Source organism: Rhizobium skierniewicense Ch11, assembly GCF_023757665.1.
In the GTDB taxonomy this organism is placed as follows: Bacteria; Pseudomonadota; Alphaproteobacteria; order Rhizobiales; family Rhizobiaceae; genus Agrobacterium; species Agrobacterium skierniewicense.
This window is the reverse complement of record NZ_RXPG01000028.1, coordinates 289,668-311,734: the sequence shown is the minus strand read 5'-3', so window position 1 is coordinate 311,734 and position 22,067 is coordinate 289,668. Positions and strand designations below refer to the sequence as shown.

The following is a 22,067-nucleotide window of genomic DNA, read 5'->3' as shown; positions in this document are numbered from 1 at the left end:
GGGAATGGCTCAAAACAGGCGCAAAGCGCAGCTTTCATACGTTCCCATTAGGCATGGCCTTAGGCCATATTACGCCGCATGCGTCAAGAAAATTACCGCCGTTGCCCCTCTGCTGGCATTTTGCGCCGACAAGAAAAAGGCCCGCTGTTACACGGGCCCCAAGTTTCTTCAGATCGACAATCGCACCTAGTGCAATGTGCTCTTCTTCTTCCGGCGTGCATTGCGCGATACCATGTTGAGCACTTCCACCAGTGCCGAAAATGCCATGGCGGCATAGACGTAGCCCTTGGGAACGTGGAAGCCCATGCCTTCGGCGATCAGCGTCGTGCCGATCATCAAAAGGAATGCCAGCGCCAGCATGACGACCGTCGGGTTCTTTTCGATGAACTGAGCCAGCGGGTTGGCGGCCAGCAGCATGACGGTCACGGCGAAGACGACGGCGACAACCATGATCGGGACGTGCGGGGTCATGCCAACGGCGGTGATGATGCTGTCCAGCGAAAAGACGAGATCGAGCAGCAGGATCTGGGCGATCGCAGAGGAGAAGCTGGCAACGGCGGTACCGACCATGTCTTCCTTGTGATCTTCCGGGTCCACATTGTGGTGAATTTCCTTCGTGGCCTTCCATACGAGGAAGAGACCGCCGCCGATGAGGATCATGTCCTTCCAGGAGTAGCCGTGACCGAAAAGTTCGAAAACGGGCTCGGTCAGTTGGACGATCCACGCCACGGTGCCGAGCAGACCCAGGCGCATGATCAGCGCCAGACCGATACCGATCTTTCTGGCCTTCTCACGCTGATGCTCTGGCAGCTTGTTGGTCAGGATGGAAATGAAAATCAGGTTGTCGATGCCAAGCACGACCTCCATGACGATAAGAGTGACGAGTGCCACCCATGCGGCGGGGTCTGACAATAGAGGGACAATGGAGTCCATCGGGCCTGTTTTCCTTCTCAGCTATCCAGGTTCGACAATTCGAAACACCGTAGTTTTATATTCGAATGCGCGAGAAACAAGCGTATGACAGATGTGTTAAGCTCTATTTTCCCGATAATTCGCGCATTGCGAGAAACTCGGATGATGAATGGGGCTAAATTGTCCTGGTTCCATAGGCCGACATAAAAACCTCGATAGCGCTTTTGAGGACACGGTCCGCGTCATCTGGCGGCGTGTCGCCCGTCAATTCGCCGAACAGCCGCATTTTGAAGAATGTTCCGGTCGCAAGCTCGATGAACTGGCGTGCGGCAAGGTCCACGTCGTCGATGACGAGCGTTCCCTGTTCGACATGGTGCCTCAGGAAGTCACGCAGAACGACGCGAACATTGTTCGGTGCTGCCACGAAAAAACGTTGCGAGAGTTTGGGCATGCGGTCGATCACGCCAAGCGCTGAGCGCATGGCAGGTATCATGTCCGTGCATGTCACCTTATGAATAAACGCAGCGCCGAACTGCCATAGACCGTCTCGTACCTCTTCCGTGCCCGCCAAAATATCGCGCATGGAAAGGGCGAATTCAGCGCGGTGACGGTCGATCAGGGCGGCAAAAAGCTCATCCTTGTTTTCAAAGTAAACATAGATTGTCCCCTTGGAAACAGCGGCTTCGCGGGTGATGTCATTCATGCTGGCGGCATCGAAACCCTTCTGCTTGAACACGCGCCATGCACCATCGAGGATTTGCTCGCGCTTTGCCGGGTCTTCGCCCGCCGCAAACCGGCCTGCAGGAGATGCTGTGGAGATGTCCTCCATGGATGTCTCGTCGGTCACGCTGCAATCCGCCAATCGTTTTTAAATCTCATCTCATATATCGAACCAATCGGTTCGATATGACTTGATATGTGTCAGAAAAGAGATTAAGTCAATCGAACCGAACGGTTCAGTTCGACAATTCTTATCTCGCTTACAGTGAATGGTGTTACCATGTCGGCCCAGAAGAACGGTGCAGTCCGCGCAGTCAATTCGTCAGATGAAACCGAAGCTCGTGTCGAAGAGGCAAAGGCAGCCGACGCTCAGCCAGCTGCGGCACCCGCTGAAGCCGCCGCGCCTGAAAAGAAGAAGCGCAAATCTTTCGTTTTGCCGATCGTCGCCATTGCCATTCTGGCTGCCGGTGGCTGGTACGGCTATCAATACTGGACGGATGGCCGCTTCCTCATTTCCACGGATGATGCCTATGTGCAGGGCGATATCGCCGTCATCGCGCCGAAGGTCTCCGGCTATGTCGCCAAGGTCGAGGTCGTCGATAACCAAACGGTGAAGGCTGGCGATACACTCGTGACCCTTGACGATGGCGATTATCGCAATGCGCTGGAACAGGCGCAGGCCCAGCTTCAGACACAGCAGCTCTCGCTCAACCGCATCGATGCGCAGATTGCAGGCGCTGAGGCGTCTTTGCAGCAGGCCATTGCCCAAAAGGGCTCTCTGGATGCCGCATTGCGGGGTGCCGACATCAACCTGAAACGCGCCAGCGAACTTCAGGCCAAGGACGTCGGCACGGCTGCATCGTCTGATAACGCGCAGATCGCCATGGAACAGGCCAAGGCCAATCTGGTTGCCGGTGAGGCAGGCGTCGTGTCCGCTCAGGCAAATATCGATCTCCTCAGAGCCCAGCGAAAAGAAGCCGAAGGTTCGGTGAAGTCGCTGGAACTGTCTCGTGACAAGGCCGCGCGTGACCTGTCCTTCACGGTTCTTCGTGCGCCTTATGATGGCGTCATCGGCAACCTCTCGGTTCAGACGGGCGACCTTCTGTCAGTGGGCAAGCGCCTAGCGTCTCTGGTGCCGATGGACGATCTCTATATCGATGCCAATTTCAAGGAAACGCAGCTTGCCGATATCGAGCCCGGCTCCAAGGTGCGCGTGCATGTGGACGCCTTTGGCAAACATGATATCGAAGCCACGGTGCAGTCGATTTCGCCTGCGTCCGGCTCGGTCTTCTCCATGCTTCCGCCGGAAAATGCCACGGGCAACTTTACCAAGGTCATCCAGCGCGTGCCGGTTCGCATCGTCTTTTCCAAGGAAGATCTGGCCAAGCACAAGTTGCGTGCCGGTTTGAGCGTGGTGGTCGATGTCGATACCCGTACGGCACCCGACAAGACCCGCACAGCAGACAATCAGTCGAAGTAATCTTCGATAAGGACCAAGATCATGGCGGCAACAGCCAGTATGGCAGGCGGCAACGTCGCGGCGATCGATCCCCCCATGGATCGCCGACGCCTCATCGCGTTCTTTGCAATGGTGTTCGGCATGTTCATGTCGATCCTCGACATCCAGATCGTCTCGGCGTCGCTTGCGGAAATTCAGGCTGGTCTCGGTGCCGGGTCGGATGAAATCGCCTGGGTTCAGACCTCCTATCTGATCGCGGAAGTCATCATGATTCCGCTGTCGGGAACGCTTGCGCGCATCTTGTCGACGCGGGTGCTGTTTGCCACCTGCGCCGCAGGCTTCACCATTTCCAGCGCCCTGTGTGCGACGGCCACCAACATCGACCAGATGATCGTCTACCGATGCATTCAGGGCTTCATAGGCGGCGGCATGATCCCCTCCGTATTTGCCGCCGCCTTCACCATTTTCCCGGCTTCCAAGCGCTCGGTGGTGTCCCCCATCATCGGCCTTGTGGCAACGCTTGCACCCACCATCGGCCCCACGGTCGGCGGTTATCTGTCGAATGCCTTTTCCTGGCACTGGCTGTTCCTCGTCAACATCATTCCCGGCATCATCGTGACCCTGGTCACGTGGAATTTCATCGATTTCGACAAGCCGGAACTCTCTTTGTGGAAGAGGTTCGACTGGTGGGGACTGCTGTCGATGGGCGTCTTCCTCGGCTCGATGGAATATGTGCTGGAAGAGGGCAACAACAACGACTGGTTCAACGACACCCACATCGTCATCGGTGCTGTCGCCATGACAATCGGCGGCATCGCGTTCTTCTGGCGCGCCTTCAATGTCGATTTTCCGGTGGTGGACCTCAAAGCCTTTGCCGACCGAAATTTCTCCATCGGCTCGCTGTTTTCGTTCGTCATGGGCATCGGTCTTTACGGTTTGACCTATATGTATCCGCTCTATCTGGGGCGGGTGCGCGGCTACGATGCGCTGATGATCGGCGAGACAATGTTCGTCTCCGGCCTGGCCATGTTCTTTACGGCGCCGGTTGCGGGCAAGCTCTCCACCAAGCTCGATCCACGTGTCATGATGGCCATCGGTTTCATCAGCTTCGGTTCGGGAACGTGGATCATGACCCATGTGACGGCAGACTGGGACTTTTACGAGTTGCTGATCCCGCAGATCCTGCGCGGCTTCGGCCTGATGATGTGCATGGTGCCGATCAACAACATCGCGCTCGGCACGCTGCCGCCGGCCCGCATGAAAAACGCCTCCGGCCTCTTTAACCTCACCCGTAACCTCGGTGGCGCGGTGGGTCTTGCCATCATCAACACCATGCTCAGCCAGCGCACAGACGACCATTATTTCCGCATTGCCGAACACGTGAACTACGGCAATCCAGCCGCGTTGGAGTGGTTGAACAATGTCGGTGCAAACTACGATTCCTACGGTCTGGATGGATCATCCGTTGCCATCAAGAAGCTCGTCGGCGTGGTCTCGCAACAGGCATGGCTTCAGGCGTTTGCCGATGTCTTCCTGGCGCTGACAGTGCTGTTCAGCGCGCTGATTTTCCTGACGCTGCTCATCAACAAACCCAAAGCCGCGCCGCCGCCAGACGCCGCTCACTGATTTCCCCCATCCACCGCAGCGCTGAAGGGTCGCCAGAAATGGCGGCCCTTTTCGTTTGGGTTATCCAGCGTCGCGTGTGTGGTTCACCCCCCTCTGCCTTGCCAGGCATCTCCCCCTCAAGGGGGGAGATCAGGTAGACGCGCGCTCGTCACCCCATCCGCACCGTTAAAGGTGGCCAAGACATTGCCACGAGTCGATCTTCCCACCTGAGGGGGAGATGTCCGGCAGGACAGAGAGGGGTAAGCCACACACTCGAGCTTGAAACAAGGCCACTTCACTCTTCATGAGGTACGTACGTCATTTTCTGATTTACGGACGTCAGAATCTCGGCTAAGGACGGCTTGGGGAGAAACCATGAAGCCGACCGTTCACGATATCGCATCCAAGGCAGGCGTCAGTCTGGCAACCGTCGACCGGGTCATCAACCTGCGTCCGGGGGTGCATGCGGTCACACGTGCCAAGGTCGAGACGGCGATTTTGGAGCTGGGTTACGTCCGCGATATGGCGGCCGCCAATCTGGCAAAGGGTCGCTCTTACGCGCTGGTTTTCATCCTGCCCAACAACGACAATTCCTTCATGGCCGGTCTGCGCGCCGAGGTCAGGGCCGCCGCTTCCCGCTCTTATGTCGATCGCACATCCATCCGCATCATCGAGGTGCCACCCTTCGATGCGGCGGCCCTCGCCCAGGCGCTGGATGTGGCGCGGTTGGAGAAACCATCCGGCGTTGCCTTTGTCGCCATCGATGCTGAAGATGTGGTGGAGGCGGTAGACCGGCTGACCGATAGCGGCATTGCCGCCGTCACGCTCGTTTCCGATCTTACCGGTTCGCGACGCGACCATTTCGCAGGCGTCGACAATGTTGCCGCCGGTCGTACCGCCGCCAGCCTGATGGGCCGTTTCCTGCCGGAGAAGGGTGGAGATGTCGCTGTGCTGGCAGGCTCCATGCTGGTGAAGGACCACCGCGAGCGGCTCGCCGGTTTCAAGGCGGTGATGGAAGAGGAATTTCCCGACCTGCGCCTTCTGCCGGTTCTGGAAGGCCGCGACGACCCTGACACCGTCCAGCGATTGGTGGCGGAGTGTCTTGAGACCAATCCGCAGCTCCTGGGGCTTTACAGCCTGGGTGCGGGCAATCGCGGCCTCATCAAGGCGCTCAAATCATCGCGCCAGCTATCGTCGCCCTGCGTTATCGCCCACGAGTTGACCGAAAATACCACCAACGCGCTGGCGGAAGGTGTGCTGGATGCGGTGCTCAACCAGAATGCCGGTCACGAGGTGCGCAGCGCGATCAGGGTGCTGAAAGCTAGGGCCGATGGCCTTGCCGTTATCGAAGCGCAGGAACGCATTCGTATCGACATATTCTTGCGGGACAATCTCCCCTGAAACGACATAGGGAATGGAGGAAACATGTATCTCGGTCTCGATTTGGGAACATCCGGCGTCAAGGCGCTGCTGATCGACGGTGATCAGAATGTCATCGGTTCGGCCAATGGCGCGCTCGACGTTTCACGCCTCCACCATGGCTGGTCCGAGCAGAACCCGGCGGACTGGATCACCGCCACGCAAACAGCGATTGCTGGCCTGAAGGCGAAGCACCCAAAAGAGCTGGCCGCAGTCAAGGGCATCGGCCTGTCAGGGCATATGCACGGCGCGACGCTGGTGGATGCGGCGGGCGATGTCCTGCGTCCCTGCATTCTATGGAACGACACGCGCTCTCACGCCGAAGCGGCAAAGCTCGATGCCGATCCACGTTTCCGCACGATTACCGGCAACATCGTGTTTCCCGGCTTCACCGCACCCAAGCTTGTCTGGGTTGCCAATAACGAGCCGGACGTTTTCGCCAAGGTCGCGAAGGTCCTTTTGCCGAAAGATTATCTGCGGCTTTGGCTGACGGGCGAGTATATGTCCGACATGTCGGACTCGGCGGGCACCTCATGGCTCGATACCGGCGCGCGCAAGTGGTCGTCCGACTTGCTGGAGGCCACCGGCCTGACTGAAGACCATATGCCATCTCTTGTGGAAGGAACCGAGGAAGCCGGCACGCTGCGCCCTGATCTTGCCTCCTCATGGGGCATTTCTGCCAAGGTCGTGGTTGCGGGTGGAGCAGGCGACAATGCCGCGTCCGCCTGCGGCATGGGCACGGTGTCCGAAGGCCACGCCTTCGTTTCGCTCGGGACATCCGGCGTGTTGTTTGCCGCCAACGCCTCCTATCTGCCCAAGCCGGAAAGCGCCGTTCACGCCTTCTGCCACGCGCTGCCCGACACTTGGCACCAGATGGGCGTCATTCTCTCAGCCACCGATGCGCTGAACTGGTATTCCGGTATCACGGGCAAATCCGCTGGCGATCTTTCAACGGAACTGGGCGACCAGCTGAAGGCACCCACAGGCGTCACCTTCGCGCCGTATCTTTCGGGCGAACGCACGCCTCACAATGACGCAGCCATTCGCGGCTCCTTCGTCGGCCTATCTCACGAAAGCGACCGCAAGGCGCTGACGCAGGCTGTCATGGAAGGCGTGACCTTCGCCATCAGAGACAATCTCGAAGCCTTGAAATCCGCAGGCACCTCGATTTCCCGCGTCACCGCCATCGGCGGTGGCTCGCGCTCGCGCTACTGGCTGGCCTCGATTGCCACATCGCTTGGGGTGCCCGTGGATATTCCGGCGGAGGGCGACTTTGGCGCCGCCTTTGGCGCGGCGCGTCTGGGCCTGATTGCCGCGACCGGGGTGGACCCCGTTGTCGTGTGTTCTCAGCCGGAAACGGAGGAGACGATCGAGCCGGTTTCGGCGCTGGGCGATGCCTATGAGGAGGCTTATGAGCGATATCGAGCGCTTTATCCGGCAATCCGCAACATCTGATTTGAGAAAGAACCCCTCCCCAACCCCTCCCCACAAGGGGGAGGGGCTTATCTGCCCCGATCAAGCTTTGCGGCAAGGGTGGAACTGGTGCCTCGAATTCTCTCCCCCTTGTGGGGGAGATGCCGGCAGGCAGAGGGGGCTTTTGCAACAACAACGAGTTCAAAAGGGAGAAACCAACCATGACCACAGGCTTTTTCGGCGACATCCAGAAAATCAAATATGAAGGCCCTGACAGCACCAATCCGCTGGCCTTTCGGCATTACAACCCCGATGAGATCGTCGGCGGGAAACGGATGGAAGACCACTTGCGCTTTGCGGTGGCCTATTGGCACACCTTCACATGGCCGGGCGGCGACCCTTTCGGTGGCCAGACTTTCGAGCGTCCGTGGTTCGAAGATACGATGCAGGCCGCCAAGCTGAAGGCCGATGTCGCGTTCGAATTCTTTTCGCTGCTCGGATCGCCGTTTTATTGTTTCCACGATGCCGACGTGCGCCCCGAAGGCAAGACATTTGCGGAAAACACGAAGAACCTCAACGAGATCGTCGATTATTTCGGCCAGAAGCAGGCAGACACCGGCGTCAAGCTTCTGTGGGGTACGGCCAACCTCTTCTCCAACCGCCGCTTCATGTCGGGTGCCGCCACCAACCCGGACCCTGACGTTTTTGCCTATTCCGCAGCGACCGTCAAAACCTGCATGGACGCCACCAAGACGCTGGGCGGCGCCAATTATGTTCTGTGGGGCGGTCGTGAAGGCTATGAAACCCTGCTCAACACCGATGTGAAGCGCGAGCTGGACCAGCTTGGCCGCTTCCTCAATCTGGTGGTCGAATACAAGTACAAGATCGGCTTTGAAGGCACGATCCTGATCGAGCCCAAGCCGCAGGAGCCCACCAAGCACCAATACGACTACGACGTCGCGACCGTTTACGCCTTCCTGCAAAAACACGGTCTGGACAAGGAAGTGAAGGTCAACATCGAGCAGGGCCACGCCATTCTGGCCGGCCACTCTTTCGAGCATGAGCTGGCCATGGCCAATGCCTTCGGCATTTTCGGCTCCATCGACATGAACCGCAACGATTACCAGTCCGGTTGGGATACCGACCAGTTTCCAAACAACGTGCCGGAAATGGCGCTGGCCTATTACCACGTGCTGGCGGGCGGCGGCTTCAAGAATGGCGGCACCAACTTCGACAGCAAGCTGCGCCGTCAGTCGCTCGACCCGGCCGACCTGCTGATCGGCCATATCGGCGGCATGGATTGCTGCGCCCGTGGCCTCAAGGCTGCGGCGAAGATGATCGAGGACAAGGCCCTGTCGCAGCCACTGGCAGACCGCTATGCCAAGTGGGATTCGCCAGATGCTCAAAAGCTTTTGCGCGGTGAGCTGAAGCTGGATGAGATCGCGGCGATGGTCGAGCGCGACAACATCAATCCTGAGCCAAAATCGGGGCGTCAGGAATATCTTGAGAACGTGGTCAACCGCTACGTTTGATGGTGTCGCCTGCCCTTGTGGCAGGCACGGCCCGTCACCCCGCACCTGGTGCGGGGTGAGGACGGCAAGGCATGGTCTCGCGTTGTCCGGATCGTTTGAGCCTGTTGCTCTCGCGAAGCTGCCAAAAAATAAAATTATTTTTTTCTCCACACGCTCTAAACCCACCGCATACTGCCCGTGCTTTCGAAGCAAAGGGGTGCGACGCGCGGCGCCCTCACGGTTTGAAAGCCGGTACCGACAAGCGGCAGCTCTAAAAAAGAGGGCCGTTTCCGTGGACCCACCTCTTGCCACTGGCCAGGCAAGGGACCGGGCGTTCCGATAGGTATCGTGAAAGTCGCTTTGTTACCGGGTCCGGCAAATGCCAAGACCTCTACCATACCTGCCAATGCAACATGCATTTGCCGGACATTCATCATCCCTCCGGTTCGCCTTTCATAAGGCGAACCGGAGACGATTTCGTATGGTTGTGCGTCCGTGCCGTCTTGTGTGCAGCGCAACATGACCTATCTGTGTTGGGTTTACGGAGATCCCGGTCGGGCGCAGGCGCGCCACATCGCGAGGTCCCCCAAGGAGATTTTTATGCTGATCGAAAAATTGAACTGGCGTTATGCCACCAAGAAGATGGACCCTGCCAAGTCCGTTTCGCAGGACAAGGTCGACCGCATCATCGAGGCTGCGCGGTTGGCGCCGACATCGAGTGGCTTGCAGCCTTTCGAAATCATCGTTGTCACCAACCCGGAAACCCGTGCCAAGATTCAGGAAATTTCCTGGAACCAGGCACAGGTGACCGAAGGCTCGCACCTTCTGGTGTTCGCGGCGTGGGACACCTACACCGCAGACCGCATCAACCACATGTTCGATCTTACCAATGACGAGCGCGGTTTCAAAAACGAAGGCTGGGAAAAATATCGTCAGTCCCTGCTGTCGTCCTATCCACAGCGTGATGCCGAAGTAAACTTTCAGCACGCCGCGCGTCAGGCTTACATCGCTTTCGCCATGGCCGTTGCGCAGGCTGCATTCGAGGGTGTGGATTCCACGCCGATGGAAGGTTTCGACCCCGACAAGCTGGACGAAATTCTCGGCCTTCGTGAGAAGGGCCTGCGTTCTGCAGTCATTCTCCCGCTCGGCTATCGTCAGGAAGAGGGTGACTGGCTCGTCAATCTGAAGAAGGTCCGCCGTCCGCTGGACGAGCTCGTCACGACGATCAAGTGATCAACTGATGGTGAAATAAGGTCAATTTTTTCAGCAATCGCTCATAATTGAAAAATCATGCCTATAAAATGGTATCGCAGACAGGCATGTTTGCGATACACACAGCCGATCCCGGCTCGTCTAGGCTCCGGCTTGTTCAAGGAAAGTCCATTGTAATGCTCAGGAATGTCTTGCCTGGTCGAATGTGCCTCACGGCAGCATGAAAGCGGCTTTCCCTGCCGCCGGGTTTCGACACAACAGATTTCGTTCGAAGAGCATTTTATGACACCTCACACTTCATCTGCCGGTTCCGCGCCATCCGGTCCTGTGCACAGCGACCCGATGGTCGCATTCGAGGCGGTTACCAAGACCTTTGGTGATCCCCGCAGACAGACATCCTTCACCGCTCTTGCGGGTGTTGATTATATCGTGCCCAGAGGTTCTATTTCCGGCATCATCGGCCGTTCCGGTGCGGGCAAGTCCACCCTCATCCGCCTGGTCAATGGTCTGGAGCGTCCAAGTTCCGGCAGGGTTGCGGTCGATGGCGTGGACGTTGGCGCGCTTGATGAGCCTGGTCTGCGTACCCTTCGCCGGTCTGTGGGGATGATCTTCCAGCACTTCAATCTTCTCTCCTCGCGCACGGCCTATGATAACGTCGCTCTACCCCTGGAAATCGCCGGTGTGTCGCGCGCCGAGATCAGCCGCAAGGTCGGGCCGCTGCTCGATCTGGTCGGGCTTGGCGACAAGGCCAAGCGCTATCCGGCAGAGCTTTCGGGCGGTCAGAAGCAGCGCGTTGGCATTGCCCGTGCGCTGGCGACCGAGCCGAAGCTTCTTCTGTCGGATGAAGCGACCTCCGCGCTCGACCCGGAGACGACGCAATCCATTCTGGAACTGCTCAAAAAGATCAATGCCGAGCTCGGCCTCACCGTCCTTCTCATCACCCATGAGATGGAGGTGGTGAAGACCATCGCCTCACAGGTGGCGGTCATCGACAAGGGTCTGATCGTGGAAGCGGGCAGCACTTTCGACATCTTCACCAATCCGCGCCATGAGACGACCCGCAGCCTGCTATCATCCGCCGTCGGGGTGAAGCTGCCCCATTGGGTCACGTCTGGTTTGAAGCCGGATGCTGCGCCCGGCGACCGCGTGCTGGTGCGTCTCGTCTTCTTCGGCGATACGGCCTTTCAGCCGCTGACGGCGCGGCTGGTCGCGGAAATCGGCCCTGACGTGAATATTCTTGCTGGTACCATCGAGGAAATATCCGGCCAGCCTTACGGCTCGCTGGTGGTGTCCTATCCGGCAACGCCTGACGTGACAGCGCGTGCCGGACGTTTTTATGCCGAAACTGGCCTTGCGACGGAGGTGCTCGGTTATGTCGCCTGATATGCTGTTTACCGTTCTCTGGAAGGGGTTGATCCAGACACTGCACATGGTGGCGGTGTCCGGTCTCGTCGGCTCTTTGCTCGGCTTGCCCATCGGCATCTTTCTGGCCACCAGTGGCAAGGGAGAGCTGTTTGAAGCACCCATGATCAACCGGATCATCGGGCTCATCGTCAATGCCGCCCGCTCAACGCCCTTCATTATTCTGGTGGTGGCCATCATTCCGTTCACACGCCTTGTGGCGGGAACCTCCATTGGCACCTCTGCCGCCATTGTTCCGCTGACGGTCGCGACCGTGCCGTTTGTGGCGCGTCTGGTGGAAGCCGCCATCCGTGAAGTGGACAAGGGCCTGATCGAGGCAGCCCGCGCCATGGGTGCAACGCCGCTTCAGATCGTCACCAAGGTGCTGCTGGCGGAAGCAAGGCCCGGCATCACACTGGCGCTGACGCTCACGCTCGTCAGTCTCATCGGCTACTCGGCCATGGTCGGCGCTGTCGGCGGCGGTGGTCTGGGTGACCTGGGTATTCGCTATGGCTACCAGCGGTTCATGCCGGATGTGATGCTGGTCGTCGTCGTCGTTCTCATCGTGCTTGTCCAGATCGTGCAAAGCGCCGGTGACGCGCTGGCCCGCAGCTTCGACAAGCGCAATCGCAAAAACTAAAACACGTCTAGGTAAAGGAGACATCCACATGAAAAAACTCATCATCGCTGCTTCGCTCGCGGCCCTGTTTGCGGGTAGCGCGCTGGCCGAAACCATCAAGATCGGTGTGACACCAGCGGAACACGCGCAGATCATGGAGCAGGTCAAGAAGGTCGCGGCCGCCAAGGGTCTCGATATAGAAATCCTGGAATTCTCTGACTATGTCGTCCCCAACCAGGCGCTGGCCGATGGAGAGCTCCAGGCCAATTCCTTCCAGCACCAGCCCTACCTCGACAATCAGGTCGCAGATCGCAAGTTCGATCTCGTCAGCGTCGGCACCACCATCACGACACCGATGGGCGTCTATTCCAAGAAGGTGAAGAGCCTTGACGAGCTGAAAGACGGCGCGACCATCGGTATTCCGAACGATCCGACCAATGGTGGCCGCGCCATTCTGGTTCTGGCCTCCAAGGGTCTGATCAAGGTCAACCCTGACGTGGGGCTCAAGGTGACGCCTGCCGACATCACCGAAAACCCGAAGAACATCCAGCTCGTGGAACTCGATGCCGCCCAGCTGCCGCGTTCGCTTGACGATACCGACGCATCGGTCATCAACACCAATTATGCGACAGCTGCCGGTCTCAACCCGAAGAAGGATTCCATCGCCATCGAAAGCGAGAAATCCCCTTACGCCAATGTCATCGCCGTGCGCTCGCAGGACAAGGATGCACCGTGGGTCAAGACGCTCGTGGAATCCTACCAGAGCCCTGAAGTGAAGAGCTTCATCGTTGAGAAATACAACGGCACGGTCATTCCGTCCTGGTAATCGGCTCTTTCATCGACCTTTCTTACGACCTCTCCCATGCTTGTGGGGGAGGTCTTTTTACGATTGGTTATCCCTAACAACAAACGTTGTCATGTTTGCCACCAGCGTGTGGCGATTGGTGCGGCCTCGGGCGGTATTTTAATACCTTTTGAAGACTTGATGCGGAATATGCAGCCTTCAGGGGAAAAAAGATGCTGCCAGATGTCGCGTAAGCACGCCAGAACACTGTCGATCGGCCGGAGCACCGCCGTGGCTGGTGTTTTGTCTGCGCTTGCCATTGTCGTCGTCATCGTCACCGTCCTCATTCTGTCCGCTCTGGGCGATGTCGCCAAGAACACCAATGCGCTGGATGAACAGCGTTCGCTGGAAACGACATCCGGTGCCCTTTCCACCTTCCTCAACCAGCTGACCGCGACCCTCAACGATTACGCGGCCTGGGACGACGCTGCACGGTTTGCCTATGCTCCCGATGGTCTGGAATGGCTCATCAGCAATTACGGTGACATGACCGTCAACAGCGAGCTTTTCGACACGGCTGTCCTCATCGACGTCAATGATCAGGTGTTGATGTCCTACCGCAAGGGCATGCCAACGGAATGGTCTCTTTCAGACTACTTCGGAGATGGCCTGACGGGCTTGATCCACAAGGTGCGTTCGGTTCCGCTGGGGCAGGATCCCGAAGTCGCGGGTTTTCTGCGCACCAAGGACGGTATCGCCGCCGTGGGTATCGCCTTGGTGCGCAATAAATCCGGCCTGCTTGACGTGCCTGAGGCCGCGCGGCGGTATCTGATCTTCGCGCGCCATTTGACGACGGAAACGGTCGAGAAGCTGGCGCATACCTACGTCCTCAACGGGCTTTCCCTGCAGCCCGCCGACACGCAACCGGATTACTTCGTCAGTATCGTGGATCCCCGTGGGCAGGTTCTGGGCAATCTGACATGGAAGTCGCAAATGCCGGGTGACATCAGCATGCGTGAGGTAAAACCGCGCATTCTCGCCGCCAATGCCATCACGCTCCTGTTTTTCCTCGCGCTGATCGCCATTGGCAGTGCGGCGCTCAAAAAGCTCAAAAGCGACGAGCGGTCTGCCCGTCTCGAGCTGTTGAGCGATCGGCTGACCGGTCTCTACAACCGCACCGGATTGTTCCAAGGCCTGAGGAAGCACCTGCTGCAATCGGCTGAGGACAACAGCTACGTCAATCTCATCTATCTCGATCTGGATGGCTTCAAGGAGGTCAACGATTCCTTCGGCCACGGTGCAGGGGACCTGCTGATCAAGGGTGTTGCCGCGGCCTTGAAGGTGCTCGTGCCAGACGGGACCTTGCTCGCGCGGCTGGGCGGAGACGAATTCGCTGTCGTCCTGCAAGGCCCGGATGCCCGCATCGAAGGCCGCAAGCTTTGCGATGACATTCTCACGCTGTTTTCTGAACCCTTCATGATCGGCGAGCGGGTGGCGGCCATTGGCTGCAGCATCGGTACCGCCGTTGCAAAGAGTGGCGATATCGACGGCGAGGAACTGCTGCGCCGCGCCGATATGGCAATGTACGAGGCCAAGGAAAACGGCCGCGGTCGCTATATGGCCTACGAGCCGTACATGGATACGCGCCGTGAGGAAAAGAACCAGCTCGAGGCCGACCTCAAATATGCCATCGAGCAGGACGAGATCAAGGTCGTGTTCCAGCCCGTGGTCAACACACTCACCCGCCGCATTACCGGTGTCGAGGCGTTGGCCCGCTGGAACCGCGCGGGTTACGGCCCGGTGTCGCCGGATGTTTTTATTGCTGCAGCCGAAAGCAGCGGGCTCATTGATCAGCTGGGCCTTGCCGTTTTGCGCAAGGCCTGCCACGAGGCCGTCGCGTGGCCGGGCGTGAAGCTTGCCGTCAACGTGTCGCCTGTCCAGTTCAGAAACCCGCTCTTTGCCGCCCAGGTTCTGGCCATTCTAAACCAAAACAGTATCGCGCCGACGCGGGTCATGCTGGAAATGACAGAAGGCTATTTCATTCACCAGCCCGAGCGGGCAGGGACTGCCATCGAAAAGCTCAAGCAGATCGGCGTGAGCATCGCGCTGGATGATTTCGGCTCCGGCTTTGCCAGCATCGGCTATCTGCGCCGCTTCGGCTTTAACCGCATGAAGATCGACAAGTCGCTGGTGGTGGCCCTGGACGAGGGTGGTCGCTCGCTGGAAATGCTGACAGCCACCGTCGCGCTCGCCCGTTCGCTCGGCATCCCTGTGACCGCAGAGGGCATCGAAACGGAAGACCAGGCCGCCATCCTGCAACTGTGTGGCTGCGATGAATTGCAGGGCTATCTGTTCTCGCGCCCTGTTCCGGCGGAAGAGATATTGCCGCTGCTGGACGCCCAGGATGCGCCGGTGGAGCATCGGAAGGTTTCGTGAGGTTTCAGGCGGCGCGGTTGGTTACCTCTCCCTGAAACACGCCGCCATCCTCGGGCTTGACCCGAGGATCTAACGAACCTCACCATCGAACGTGATCAGATCCTCGGGTCAAGTCCGGGAATGACGCAGGAGATGGCAGAAAAGCCCGCCACCTACCGACCAATATGCTTCTCGCCGCGCGTCTTCGCCAGATCGATCTGTTTCTGGCGGTTGCGGAAGCGGGTGCGATCTTCTTCGGTGCGGTCGTCGTAGCAGCTAGGGCAGGAGACGCCTTCCTCGAACTTTGGTGACAGGCGAACCTCCGGCGTGATCGGGTTGCGGCAGGCGTGGCAGAGCTGGTGGTCACCTTCTGCCAGGCCGTGAACGACGGAGACGCGCTCGTCGAAGACGAAGCAGGCGCCTTCCCAAAGGCTTTCCTCTTCCGGTACCTCTTCCAGATATTTCAGAATGCCGCCCTTGAGGTGATACACCTCGTCAAAGCCCTGATCCTTCATGAAGGCGGTCGCCTTTTCGCAGCGAATGCCGCCGGTGCAGTACATGGCGATCTTCGGCTTGTCGTGCAGGCCGGGATTGTTCTTCACCCAGTCGGGGAACTCGCGGAACGTCTTGGTCTGCGGATCGACCGCGCCCTTGAAGAGGCCGATGGCGGTCTCGTAATCGTTGCGGGTATCGATGAGGATGGTATCGGGATCGGAAATCAACGCATTCCAGTCCTTCGGATCGACATAGGTGCCGACGATCTGGTTGGGATCGATGTCGGCCACGCCCATGGTAACGATTTCCTGCTTCAGCTTCACCTTCATGCGCACGAAGGGCATCTTGGAAGCGCGGCTTTCCTTGTGCTCCAGCGCGGCGAACTCCGGCTGGGCGCGCAGAAAGGCCAGAATGTTTCCAACACCCTCATCTGTTCCGGCAATCGTGCCGTTGATGCCTTCGGCAGCCAAAAGCAGCGTGCCCTTGACGGCGTTTTGCTGGCACAGCGTAAACAGCGGTTCGCGCATGGTTTCAAACCGCGCAAAGCGGGCGAAATGATACAGCGCAGCCACAAGAAAATCCTCCGCTGCTGGCTGCGCGGCGTCCAGGCGGGGCAGGGTAGAGGTCTTGGTCATGGCGGCTGAAATACAGCCAGACGCGCTTTTGCGCAATCATATTTCGCGTGTCTGCTGTGTGGCCAGGGCGAATTGAATTGGGCAAAACCGTGCGATACCGGTCAGGCCGCCGCGTATTCCCACAAAAGACTGACGATGTCGCTTTCTGTCTTGGCGGATTCGGCAAACACATGGTCTGCCAGATCGAGGCACTCCTTCCGCAGCGCCTGCTGGCGGTGGATGATCGCCTCTCGCAGCAGCGCAAGCGTATCGCCCTCTGCAAAGCGCTCCGGCTCATCATCGGCAAGCGCTGCCAGCACCGACAGGTCGTGCTCGTGGCCAAGCAGATCGACCAGCCGTTTGGCATCGATTTTCTTGGCGCGCATGGCCGAAGGCCAGATTTTGCGCATCAGCGCCAGATGCATCCAGTAGACCTGCCCGCTCTTGCGCAGATCGTGAAAATCCTCGTCCTCGGCCTTGTCGTGACAGTGGCGCATAGCATCCCGCGCGTTCCGACGCTGTTTCAGCCACGTCTGCCGGATGCGCTTTGCCGCCGTCTTCTTGCCCGAGGGCAGGGACAGTTGCAGCAAGGCGTGCTTGCCCTTTTCGCATTCGGTCAACGCCGCATCGATGCGTGCGGGCAGATCGCCGTCATCGCGGGTCATCGCATCGCGCCGTTCAGCCAGCGCATCGTGGGCAGAGGCAAGCGCCTGGGTTTCGGCGTCCGAGCGGCTGAATTGCTGGAGGTGGTGGATGGTTTCCACGAGTGCCGCTGCCTCGCGCGCCTGCGACAACGAGCGGGCAATATCGCGAAAGCGAATGTTTTCGGCCTTGCGGAATTTCGGGTCTTCATCTGCCACGAACCGATAGAGGGCGCGCAGGCGCTTGAACTTCTTGCGGGCATCATGCACGGCGGCATGCGGGCCATCGGGCTGAAGCGACAGGGCCGCCATGGCCTCGTCGATCAGTTCCACGCCTGTCCGGCGCAGTTCTTCAGCGAAGGGTTTTTTCGGATCAATCCGGAATGACATGGCATAGCTCGGTGCTGAGATCATCTGTCGCCAGATGCTGGTTGGAATAACGGTGGTCGCCGGTGACCTCCTCACCGATCCATGCGGGCAGCGCAGGCTGGTCGGTCTCGGTGCTCAACTCCACCTCGGCCACGACGAGACCCCGATAGAGACCATCGAACACGTCGATTTCCCAGACGAAACCCTCATGTTCGACGGTGTAGCGAATCTTTTCGAGGATGAAGCCGGGGGCCGAATTTAACAGTTCCTCCGCGTCTGCGACGGGAATGTCGTATTCATATTCGTCGCGCACCAGACTGTCGGTGCCGACCTTGATGGTCAGCTTCGCGGCGTCCTCACCCATGACCCGGACCCGAACCGAGCGGTCTTCCAGCGAGACGATATAGCCCTGGCGAAACCGCGTGCGTGTGGCGATATCCTCGTGCCAGCTATCATCTTTCACCAGAAACTTGCGTTCGATTTCTTTTGCCATTCAAGGTCCTGCCTGATTTTCAGGCACCCTAGAGCGTTTCCTTGTTAAATGGAAACAGTTCTGTTGGTTCAAACGGGATCGACTGCTTGTCCGGAGGGCGCGTGGCGTAGCCTTAGCATACGGCCAAGCCGTCCGGGCAGGCAGATGGCCCGTTTCAACCAACCCGGGGGGCCGGGCATATTTCCGCCAGGACAAAGGCGATCGGCTCGACCGTACCTTAGGGTATGACCTTCGCCAATCGCCTTTGTCCTGACGAAAATATGCTCCGGCAGAACGTTTCCATTTAACAAGGAAACGCTCTGGCGCAAGCCACTGTCATGAAAAAGCAATGAAACTGAAATATTTCATTTTGCCTCGACAGGTCAGGCTTTGCGCGGTAATTGATTGCGCAATTCAATCGATTCAATAGAGGAGATACCGTCGTGGCCCAGGATTATGAAAAGCTGCTTTCCATCCTGAAACTCCAGCCGGTCGTGCCTGTTCTCATCGTCGAAGACGCAGCCTCTGCCGTGCCGCTTGCGCGTGCGCTGGTTGCCGGTGGCCTGAAGGCTATCGAAATCACCATGCGCACTCCGGCCGCTCTGGACGCGATCCGCGCGGTGGCCGATGAGGTCGAGGGTGCCCATGTGGGTGCCGGTACCATTCTCAACGGCAAGGATTTCGATGCCGCCGTCAAGGCAGGCTCCACCTTCATCGTCAGCCCCGGCGTCAACAAGAGCGTCATGGAAGCCGCCAAGGGTTCCAAGGTTCCGCTTTTGCCGGGTGCCGCGACCGCCAGCGAAGTCATGCATCTGCGTGACAAGGGCTACAAGGTTCTGAAATTCTTTCCCGCCGAACAGGCCGGGGGTGCGCCTTACCTGAAGGCACTGTCCTCACCGCTGGCGGACATCATGTTCTGCCCCACGGGCAGCGTATCGTTGAAGAACGCCAAGGATTATCTGTCACTGCCGAACGTCGTCTGCGTCGGCGGTTCCTGGGTTGCGCCGAAGGACCTCATCGCTGCCGGTGACTGGGACGGCATCACCAAACTGGCGGCCGAGGCTTTCGCTCTTCGCGGCTGACCCGGACGTGTTCACGACGGCGTGAACGTCACAGCCATTTGTATTCCGGGTTCGACTTCCTATCTCCTGCTTATATTCAACAAACAGGAGATCTGAATGTTCGACGCGAAAAAGCTTCTAGACCAGTTTCTGGGCTCCAACGTACCGGGCCTGTCGGGAAGCGTGCGGGACAAGGCCGGGATGGCCACCCAGATCGCGAAGAACAATCCGATGAAGGCCGGTGCCATTGCTGCTGCCATCTTCGGCACCAAGACAGGACGCAAGCTGGCGGGTAACGCCGCGGCCGTGGGCGGCATCGCAGCCATCGCCGGGCTTGGCTATCTCGCCTACAGGAATTACCAGTCTGGCCAGAAGCCACAGGCTATACAGCAACCTTTGCCGACGCAGGAACTGCTGCCGCCACCGGTCGATTCGCCCTTTCATCCGCAGTCTCCGACGCTTTCCAACAATTTTGCGCTGACGCTGGTGCAGGCCATGATTGCCGCCGCCAAGGCTGACGGCCATATCGATGCTGCCGAACGCGCGCGGATCATGGAAAAGTTGCAGGTTTCGGAACTGGACCGCGAGGCGGAAGCCTTCATCGAAAAGGAACTGGCCGACCCTCTGGATATCGACGCATTGGTATCGGCGGCGCAGACCGAAGAGCAAAAGGTCGAGATCTACACGGCCTCGCGCCTGACCATCGAACCCGACAGTCGTGCCGAGCGCGGCTATCTCGACCTGCTGGCGGGCCGCCTTGGCCTGCCGGATGCGCTGGTGGAGCATATCGAGGCGACGGTTTCGGCCGCAAAAGTCTGATCACGCGGGAGGGCTCGGCTTAGGCCGCAAGCCCTCTCTGCCCGTTCTTTGTGCTGCCTCTACCCTTCTCAGGAAAGCTTGCGACCGCTGGCGACCAGCATGCCGGCGGCGCCATCGAGCCAGCCCTTCTTCAGTTCCAACGCCAGAAAACGTGACCGCTCGAACGGGCCGGGAATGACGAGGTGCTGGGTTTGGTTGGCGAAGAAGCCGAAGCGCTCGTAGTAGGGGGCGTCGCCCACCAGCAGGATCGCGCCGTGGTCGCGCTTGGCCGCTTCAGTGATGGCCGCACGCATCAGGGCAGAGCCGATGCCCTTGCCCTCGTGGGAGCAATCGACAGCCAGCGGTCCAAGCAGAAGCGCAGAGACGGGCCGCCCCTCGCGGGTGACGCCTGCTTCGACATTCCACAGGCGAACGGTGCCGATCACGTGGCCATCGGCATCGCGGGCGACCAGTGCCAGGCCCTGCGCGGGGACACGACCAGCGCGCAGCTTCTCTGACGACTTGCGACGACGACCAGCGCCCATGACGCGGTCCAGAAGGTTTTCGCGGGCAACGGTATCGCCGGGATTTTCGGCATCGATATGAAATGTCTGTGGTGTGAAGAATGCACGTACAGAATTGAGAACAGCGGCCATCCCGGCCTCCCGTTACCAAGCCGCCCACGAAAGCGGCACCCTAAAGTAAAAGCATGTCGCGCAAAAGTGTTGAGCGGTTTTGCGATAACGACATGCGATAAACGAAAAATGTGAAACCGTTCCGACCCGCCAGACCACGCCTATCCTCGGCTGGGCAGAGGTGCGGCAAACTTTCCTTGCGCCCGAAGGCGGGCAGGGTTTGCGACTGAGCGTGGATGGCCAAGCCGGAACGGGAGGATCCTAAAGATTGACGCCTGCCCCCAGACAGGCGTCGCTCACTCAGATCACATAGGACTTCAGTGGCTCGAAGCCATTGAAAGCGACCGCCGAATAGGTGGTCGTGTAGGCGCCCGTGCCTTCGATCAGAACATCGTCGCCAATGGTCAGAGACACTGGCAGCGGGTACATGTTCTTCTCGTACAGCACATCGGCGCTGTCGCAGGTCGGGCCGGCCAGAACGCAAAGTTCCATCGCGTCTTCGTCCCGCTCCGTGCGGATCGGATAGCGAATGGCCTCGTCCATGGTTTCGGCCAGACCACCGAACTTGCCGATATCGAGGAACACCCAGCGGTGGTTGTCATTGTCGGACTTGCGCGACACAAGCACGACTTCCGCCTTGATGACGCCGGCATTGCCGACCATGCCGCGACCGGGCTCGATGATGGTGCGCGGAATCTGGTTGCCGAAGTGCTTGCGCAGCGCGGTGTCGATGGCATGGCCGTATTCTTCGGCAGCAGGCACGTCACGCAGGTACTTCGTCGGGAAGCCGCCGCCCATGTTGACCATCTGCAGGTGGATACCCTGCTTGGACAGCGAGGCGAAGACGCGCTTTGCATCGCCAAGGGCTGCATCCCACGCGTCGAGGTTCATCATCTGCGAACCGACGTGGAAGGACACACCGTAGGATTCCAGACCCAGCTGATGGGCATAGACCAGAACGTCGACAGCCATCTGCGGAACGCAGCCGAACTTGCGCGACAACGGCCACTCGGCGCCTTCGCCATCGGTCAGAACGCGGCAGAATACGCGGGCGCCAGGAGCTGCGCGGGCAACCTTTTCCACTTCTTCATGGCTGTCCACGGCGAAGAGATCGATGCCCAGCGCAAAGGCTCGCGCTACGTCGCGTTCCTTCTTGATGGTGTTGCCGTAGGAGATGCGGTCGGAGGTCGCGCCTGCGTCGAGCGCCATCTGGATTTCAGCCACGGAGGCGCAATCGAAGTTGGAGCCCATATCGGCGAGCAGCTTGAGAATCTCAGGAGCCGGGTTTGCCTTGACAGCATAATAGATCGCACTGTTTGGCAGAGCATGCCGGAACGCATGGAAATTATCGCGCACAACCTCAAGATCGACCACGAGGCATGGGCCTTCGGGGCGGCGTGTCTTGATGAAGTCAATGATGCGTGCAGTCGTCATCGTTGTATTCCCTAAAATGTTCCGGCTCTGGATGGAATCCAGAGGACAAAGGGCGCTCAAGATATGCAGAACGATCCG

General features: G+C 59.0%; 19 protein-coding genes. 12 read left to right on the top strand and 7 right to left on the bottom strand.

The features are described from left to right. Nucleotides 1–186: 186 nt before the first annotated feature. Together EKM04_RS18085 and EKM04_RS18080 are read right to left on the bottom strand one after the other, a co-directional pair. Nucleotides 187–933 carry a TerC family protein gene (locus tag EKM04_RS18085; protein ID WP_174153992.1) on the bottom strand — a complete coding sequence of 249 codons (747 nt, stop codon included), beginning with the start codon at nucleotides 931–933 and terminating at the stop codon, nucleotides 187–189. Between the two features lie 154 nt (nucleotides 934–1,087). Further along, nucleotides 1,088–1,741: a TetR/AcrR family transcriptional regulator gene (locus EKM04_RS18080; RefSeq protein ID WP_174154102.1), complete on the bottom strand. Its 654-nt coding sequence runs from the start codon at nucleotides 1,739–1,741 to the stop codon at nucleotides 1,088–1,090. Nucleotides 1,742–1,912: 171 nt separating this feature from the next. Here EKM04_RS18080 and EKM04_RS18075 point away from each other — a divergent pair, with 171 nt between their 5' ends. The 10 genes from EKM04_RS18075 to EKM04_RS18030 all read left to right on the top strand — a co-directional run bounded on the left by EKM04_RS18075 (nucleotide 1,913) and on the right by EKM04_RS18030 (nucleotide 15,491). Next, complete coding sequence (locus tag EKM04_RS18075; RefSeq protein ID WP_174153991.1) at nucleotides 1,913–3,112, top strand: HlyD family secretion protein; 1,200 nt, start codon at nucleotides 1,913–1,915, stop codon at nucleotides 3,110–3,112. Between the two features lie 21 nt (nucleotides 3,113–3,133). Then, nucleotides 3,134–4,717, top strand: a complete 1,584-nt coding sequence (locus EKM04_RS18070) for a DHA2 family efflux MFS transporter permease subunit (RefSeq protein ID WP_174153990.1) — start codon at nucleotides 3,134–3,136, stop codon at nucleotides 4,715–4,717. 354 nt (nucleotides 4,718–5,071) lie between these two features. Then, complete coding sequence (locus EKM04_RS18065) at nucleotides 5,072–6,097, top strand: LacI family DNA-binding transcriptional regulator (protein ID WP_174153989.1); 1,026 nt, start codon at nucleotides 5,072–5,074, stop codon at nucleotides 6,095–6,097. 24 nt (nucleotides 6,098–6,121) lie between these two features. Next, the gene (gene xylB / locus EKM04_RS18060) at nucleotides 6,122–7,570 is read left to right on the top strand and encodes a xylulokinase (RefSeq protein ID WP_183896051.1); all 1,449 of its coding nucleotides are present in this window, start codon (nucleotides 6,122–6,124) and stop codon (nucleotides 7,568–7,570) included. A gap of 179 nt (nucleotides 7,571–7,749) precedes the next feature. Then, entirely contained in the window at nucleotides 7,750–9,060 is a 1,311-nt protein-coding gene (xylA, locus tag EKM04_RS18055; RefSeq protein WP_183896049.1) for a xylose isomerase, read from the top strand. 579 nt (nucleotides 9,061–9,639) lie between these two features. Continuing rightward, nucleotides 9,640–10,272 (top strand): NAD(P)H-dependent oxidoreductase, encoded by a 633-nt coding sequence (locus tag EKM04_RS18050; RefSeq protein WP_183896047.1) that lies wholly within the window; start codon nucleotides 9,640–9,642, stop codon nucleotides 10,270–10,272. Between the two features lie 321 nt (nucleotides 10,273–10,593). Beyond that, nucleotides 10,594–11,634 carry a methionine ABC transporter ATP-binding protein gene (locus tag EKM04_RS18045; protein ID WP_183896155.1) on the top strand — a complete coding sequence of 347 codons (1,041 nt, stop codon included), beginning with the start codon at nucleotides 10,594–10,596 and terminating at the stop codon, nucleotides 11,632–11,634. Then, complete coding sequence (locus EKM04_RS18040; protein WP_183896045.1) at nucleotides 11,624–12,292, top strand: methionine ABC transporter permease; 669 nt, start codon at nucleotides 11,624–11,626, stop codon at nucleotides 12,290–12,292. The genes EKM04_RS18045 and EKM04_RS18040 overlap by 11 nt, the downstream gene beginning before the upstream one ends. Nucleotides 12,293–12,320: 28 nt before the next feature. Beyond that, nucleotides 12,321–13,097, top strand: a complete 777-nt coding sequence (locus tag EKM04_RS18035; RefSeq protein ID WP_183896043.1) for a MetQ/NlpA family ABC transporter substrate-binding protein — start codon at nucleotides 12,321–12,323, stop codon at nucleotides 13,095–13,097. Nucleotides 13,098–13,298: 201 nt separating this feature from the next. Continuing rightward, the gene (locus EKM04_RS18030) at nucleotides 13,299–15,491 is read left to right on the top strand and encodes a putative bifunctional diguanylate cyclase/phosphodiesterase (protein ID WP_183896041.1); all 2,193 of its coding nucleotides are present in this window, start codon (nucleotides 13,299–13,301) and stop codon (nucleotides 15,489–15,491) included. A 152-nt stretch (nucleotides 15,492–15,643) separates the two neighbouring features. Here EKM04_RS18030 and trhO read toward each other — a convergent pair whose 3' ends face one another. The 3 genes from trhO to EKM04_RS18015 all read right to left on the bottom strand — a co-directional run bounded on the left by trhO (nucleotide 15,644) and on the right by EKM04_RS18015 (nucleotide 18,082). Next, nucleotides 15,644–16,600: an oxygen-dependent tRNA uridine(34) hydroxylase TrhO gene (gene trhO, locus EKM04_RS18025; protein ID WP_183896153.1), complete on the bottom strand. Its 957-nt coding sequence runs from the start codon at nucleotides 16,598–16,600 to the stop codon at nucleotides 15,644–15,646. Between the two features lie 101 nt (nucleotides 16,601–16,701). Next, nucleotides 16,702–17,610, bottom strand: coding sequence for a CHAD domain-containing protein (locus EKM04_RS18020; RefSeq protein ID WP_183896039.1), 909 nt, complete (start codon nucleotides 17,608–17,610; stop codon nucleotides 16,702–16,704). Continuing rightward, the gene (locus EKM04_RS18015) at nucleotides 17,594–18,082 is read right to left on the bottom strand and encodes a CYTH domain-containing protein (protein ID WP_183896037.1); all 489 of its coding nucleotides are present in this window, start codon (nucleotides 18,080–18,082) and stop codon (nucleotides 17,594–17,596) included. The genes EKM04_RS18020 and EKM04_RS18015 overlap by 17 nt, the downstream gene beginning before the upstream one ends. Before the next feature lie 422 nt (nucleotides 18,083–18,504). Between EKM04_RS18015 and EKM04_RS18010 the strand changes: the two genes are divergently transcribed. Then, nucleotides 18,505–19,143 (top strand): 2-dehydro-3-deoxy-phosphogluconate aldolase, encoded by a 639-nt coding sequence (locus EKM04_RS18010; protein ID WP_174153980.1) that lies wholly within the window; start codon nucleotides 18,505–18,507, stop codon nucleotides 19,141–19,143. 96 nt (nucleotides 19,144–19,239) lie between these two features. Then, nucleotides 19,240–19,941, top strand: a complete 702-nt coding sequence (locus EKM04_RS18005) for a tellurite resistance TerB family protein (protein ID WP_174153979.1) — start codon at nucleotides 19,240–19,242, stop codon at nucleotides 19,939–19,941. Between the two features lie 68 nt (nucleotides 19,942–20,009). Here EKM04_RS18005 and EKM04_RS18000 read toward each other — a convergent pair whose 3' ends face one another. Both EKM04_RS18000 and odc2 read right to left on the bottom strand, forming a co-directional pair. After that, on the bottom strand, nucleotides 20,010–20,576 hold the full coding sequence (locus EKM04_RS18000) for a GNAT family N-acetyltransferase (RefSeq protein WP_183896035.1): 567 nt from the start codon (nucleotides 20,574–20,576) through the stop codon (nucleotides 20,010–20,012). A gap of 279 nt (nucleotides 20,577–20,855) precedes the next feature. Beyond that, on the bottom strand, nucleotides 20,856–21,989 hold the full coding sequence (odc2, locus tag EKM04_RS17995; RefSeq protein ID WP_174153977.1) for an ornithine/lysine decarboxylase: 1,134 nt from the start codon (nucleotides 21,987–21,989) through the stop codon (nucleotides 20,856–20,858). Nucleotides 21,990–22,067 lie beyond the last annotated feature (78 nt).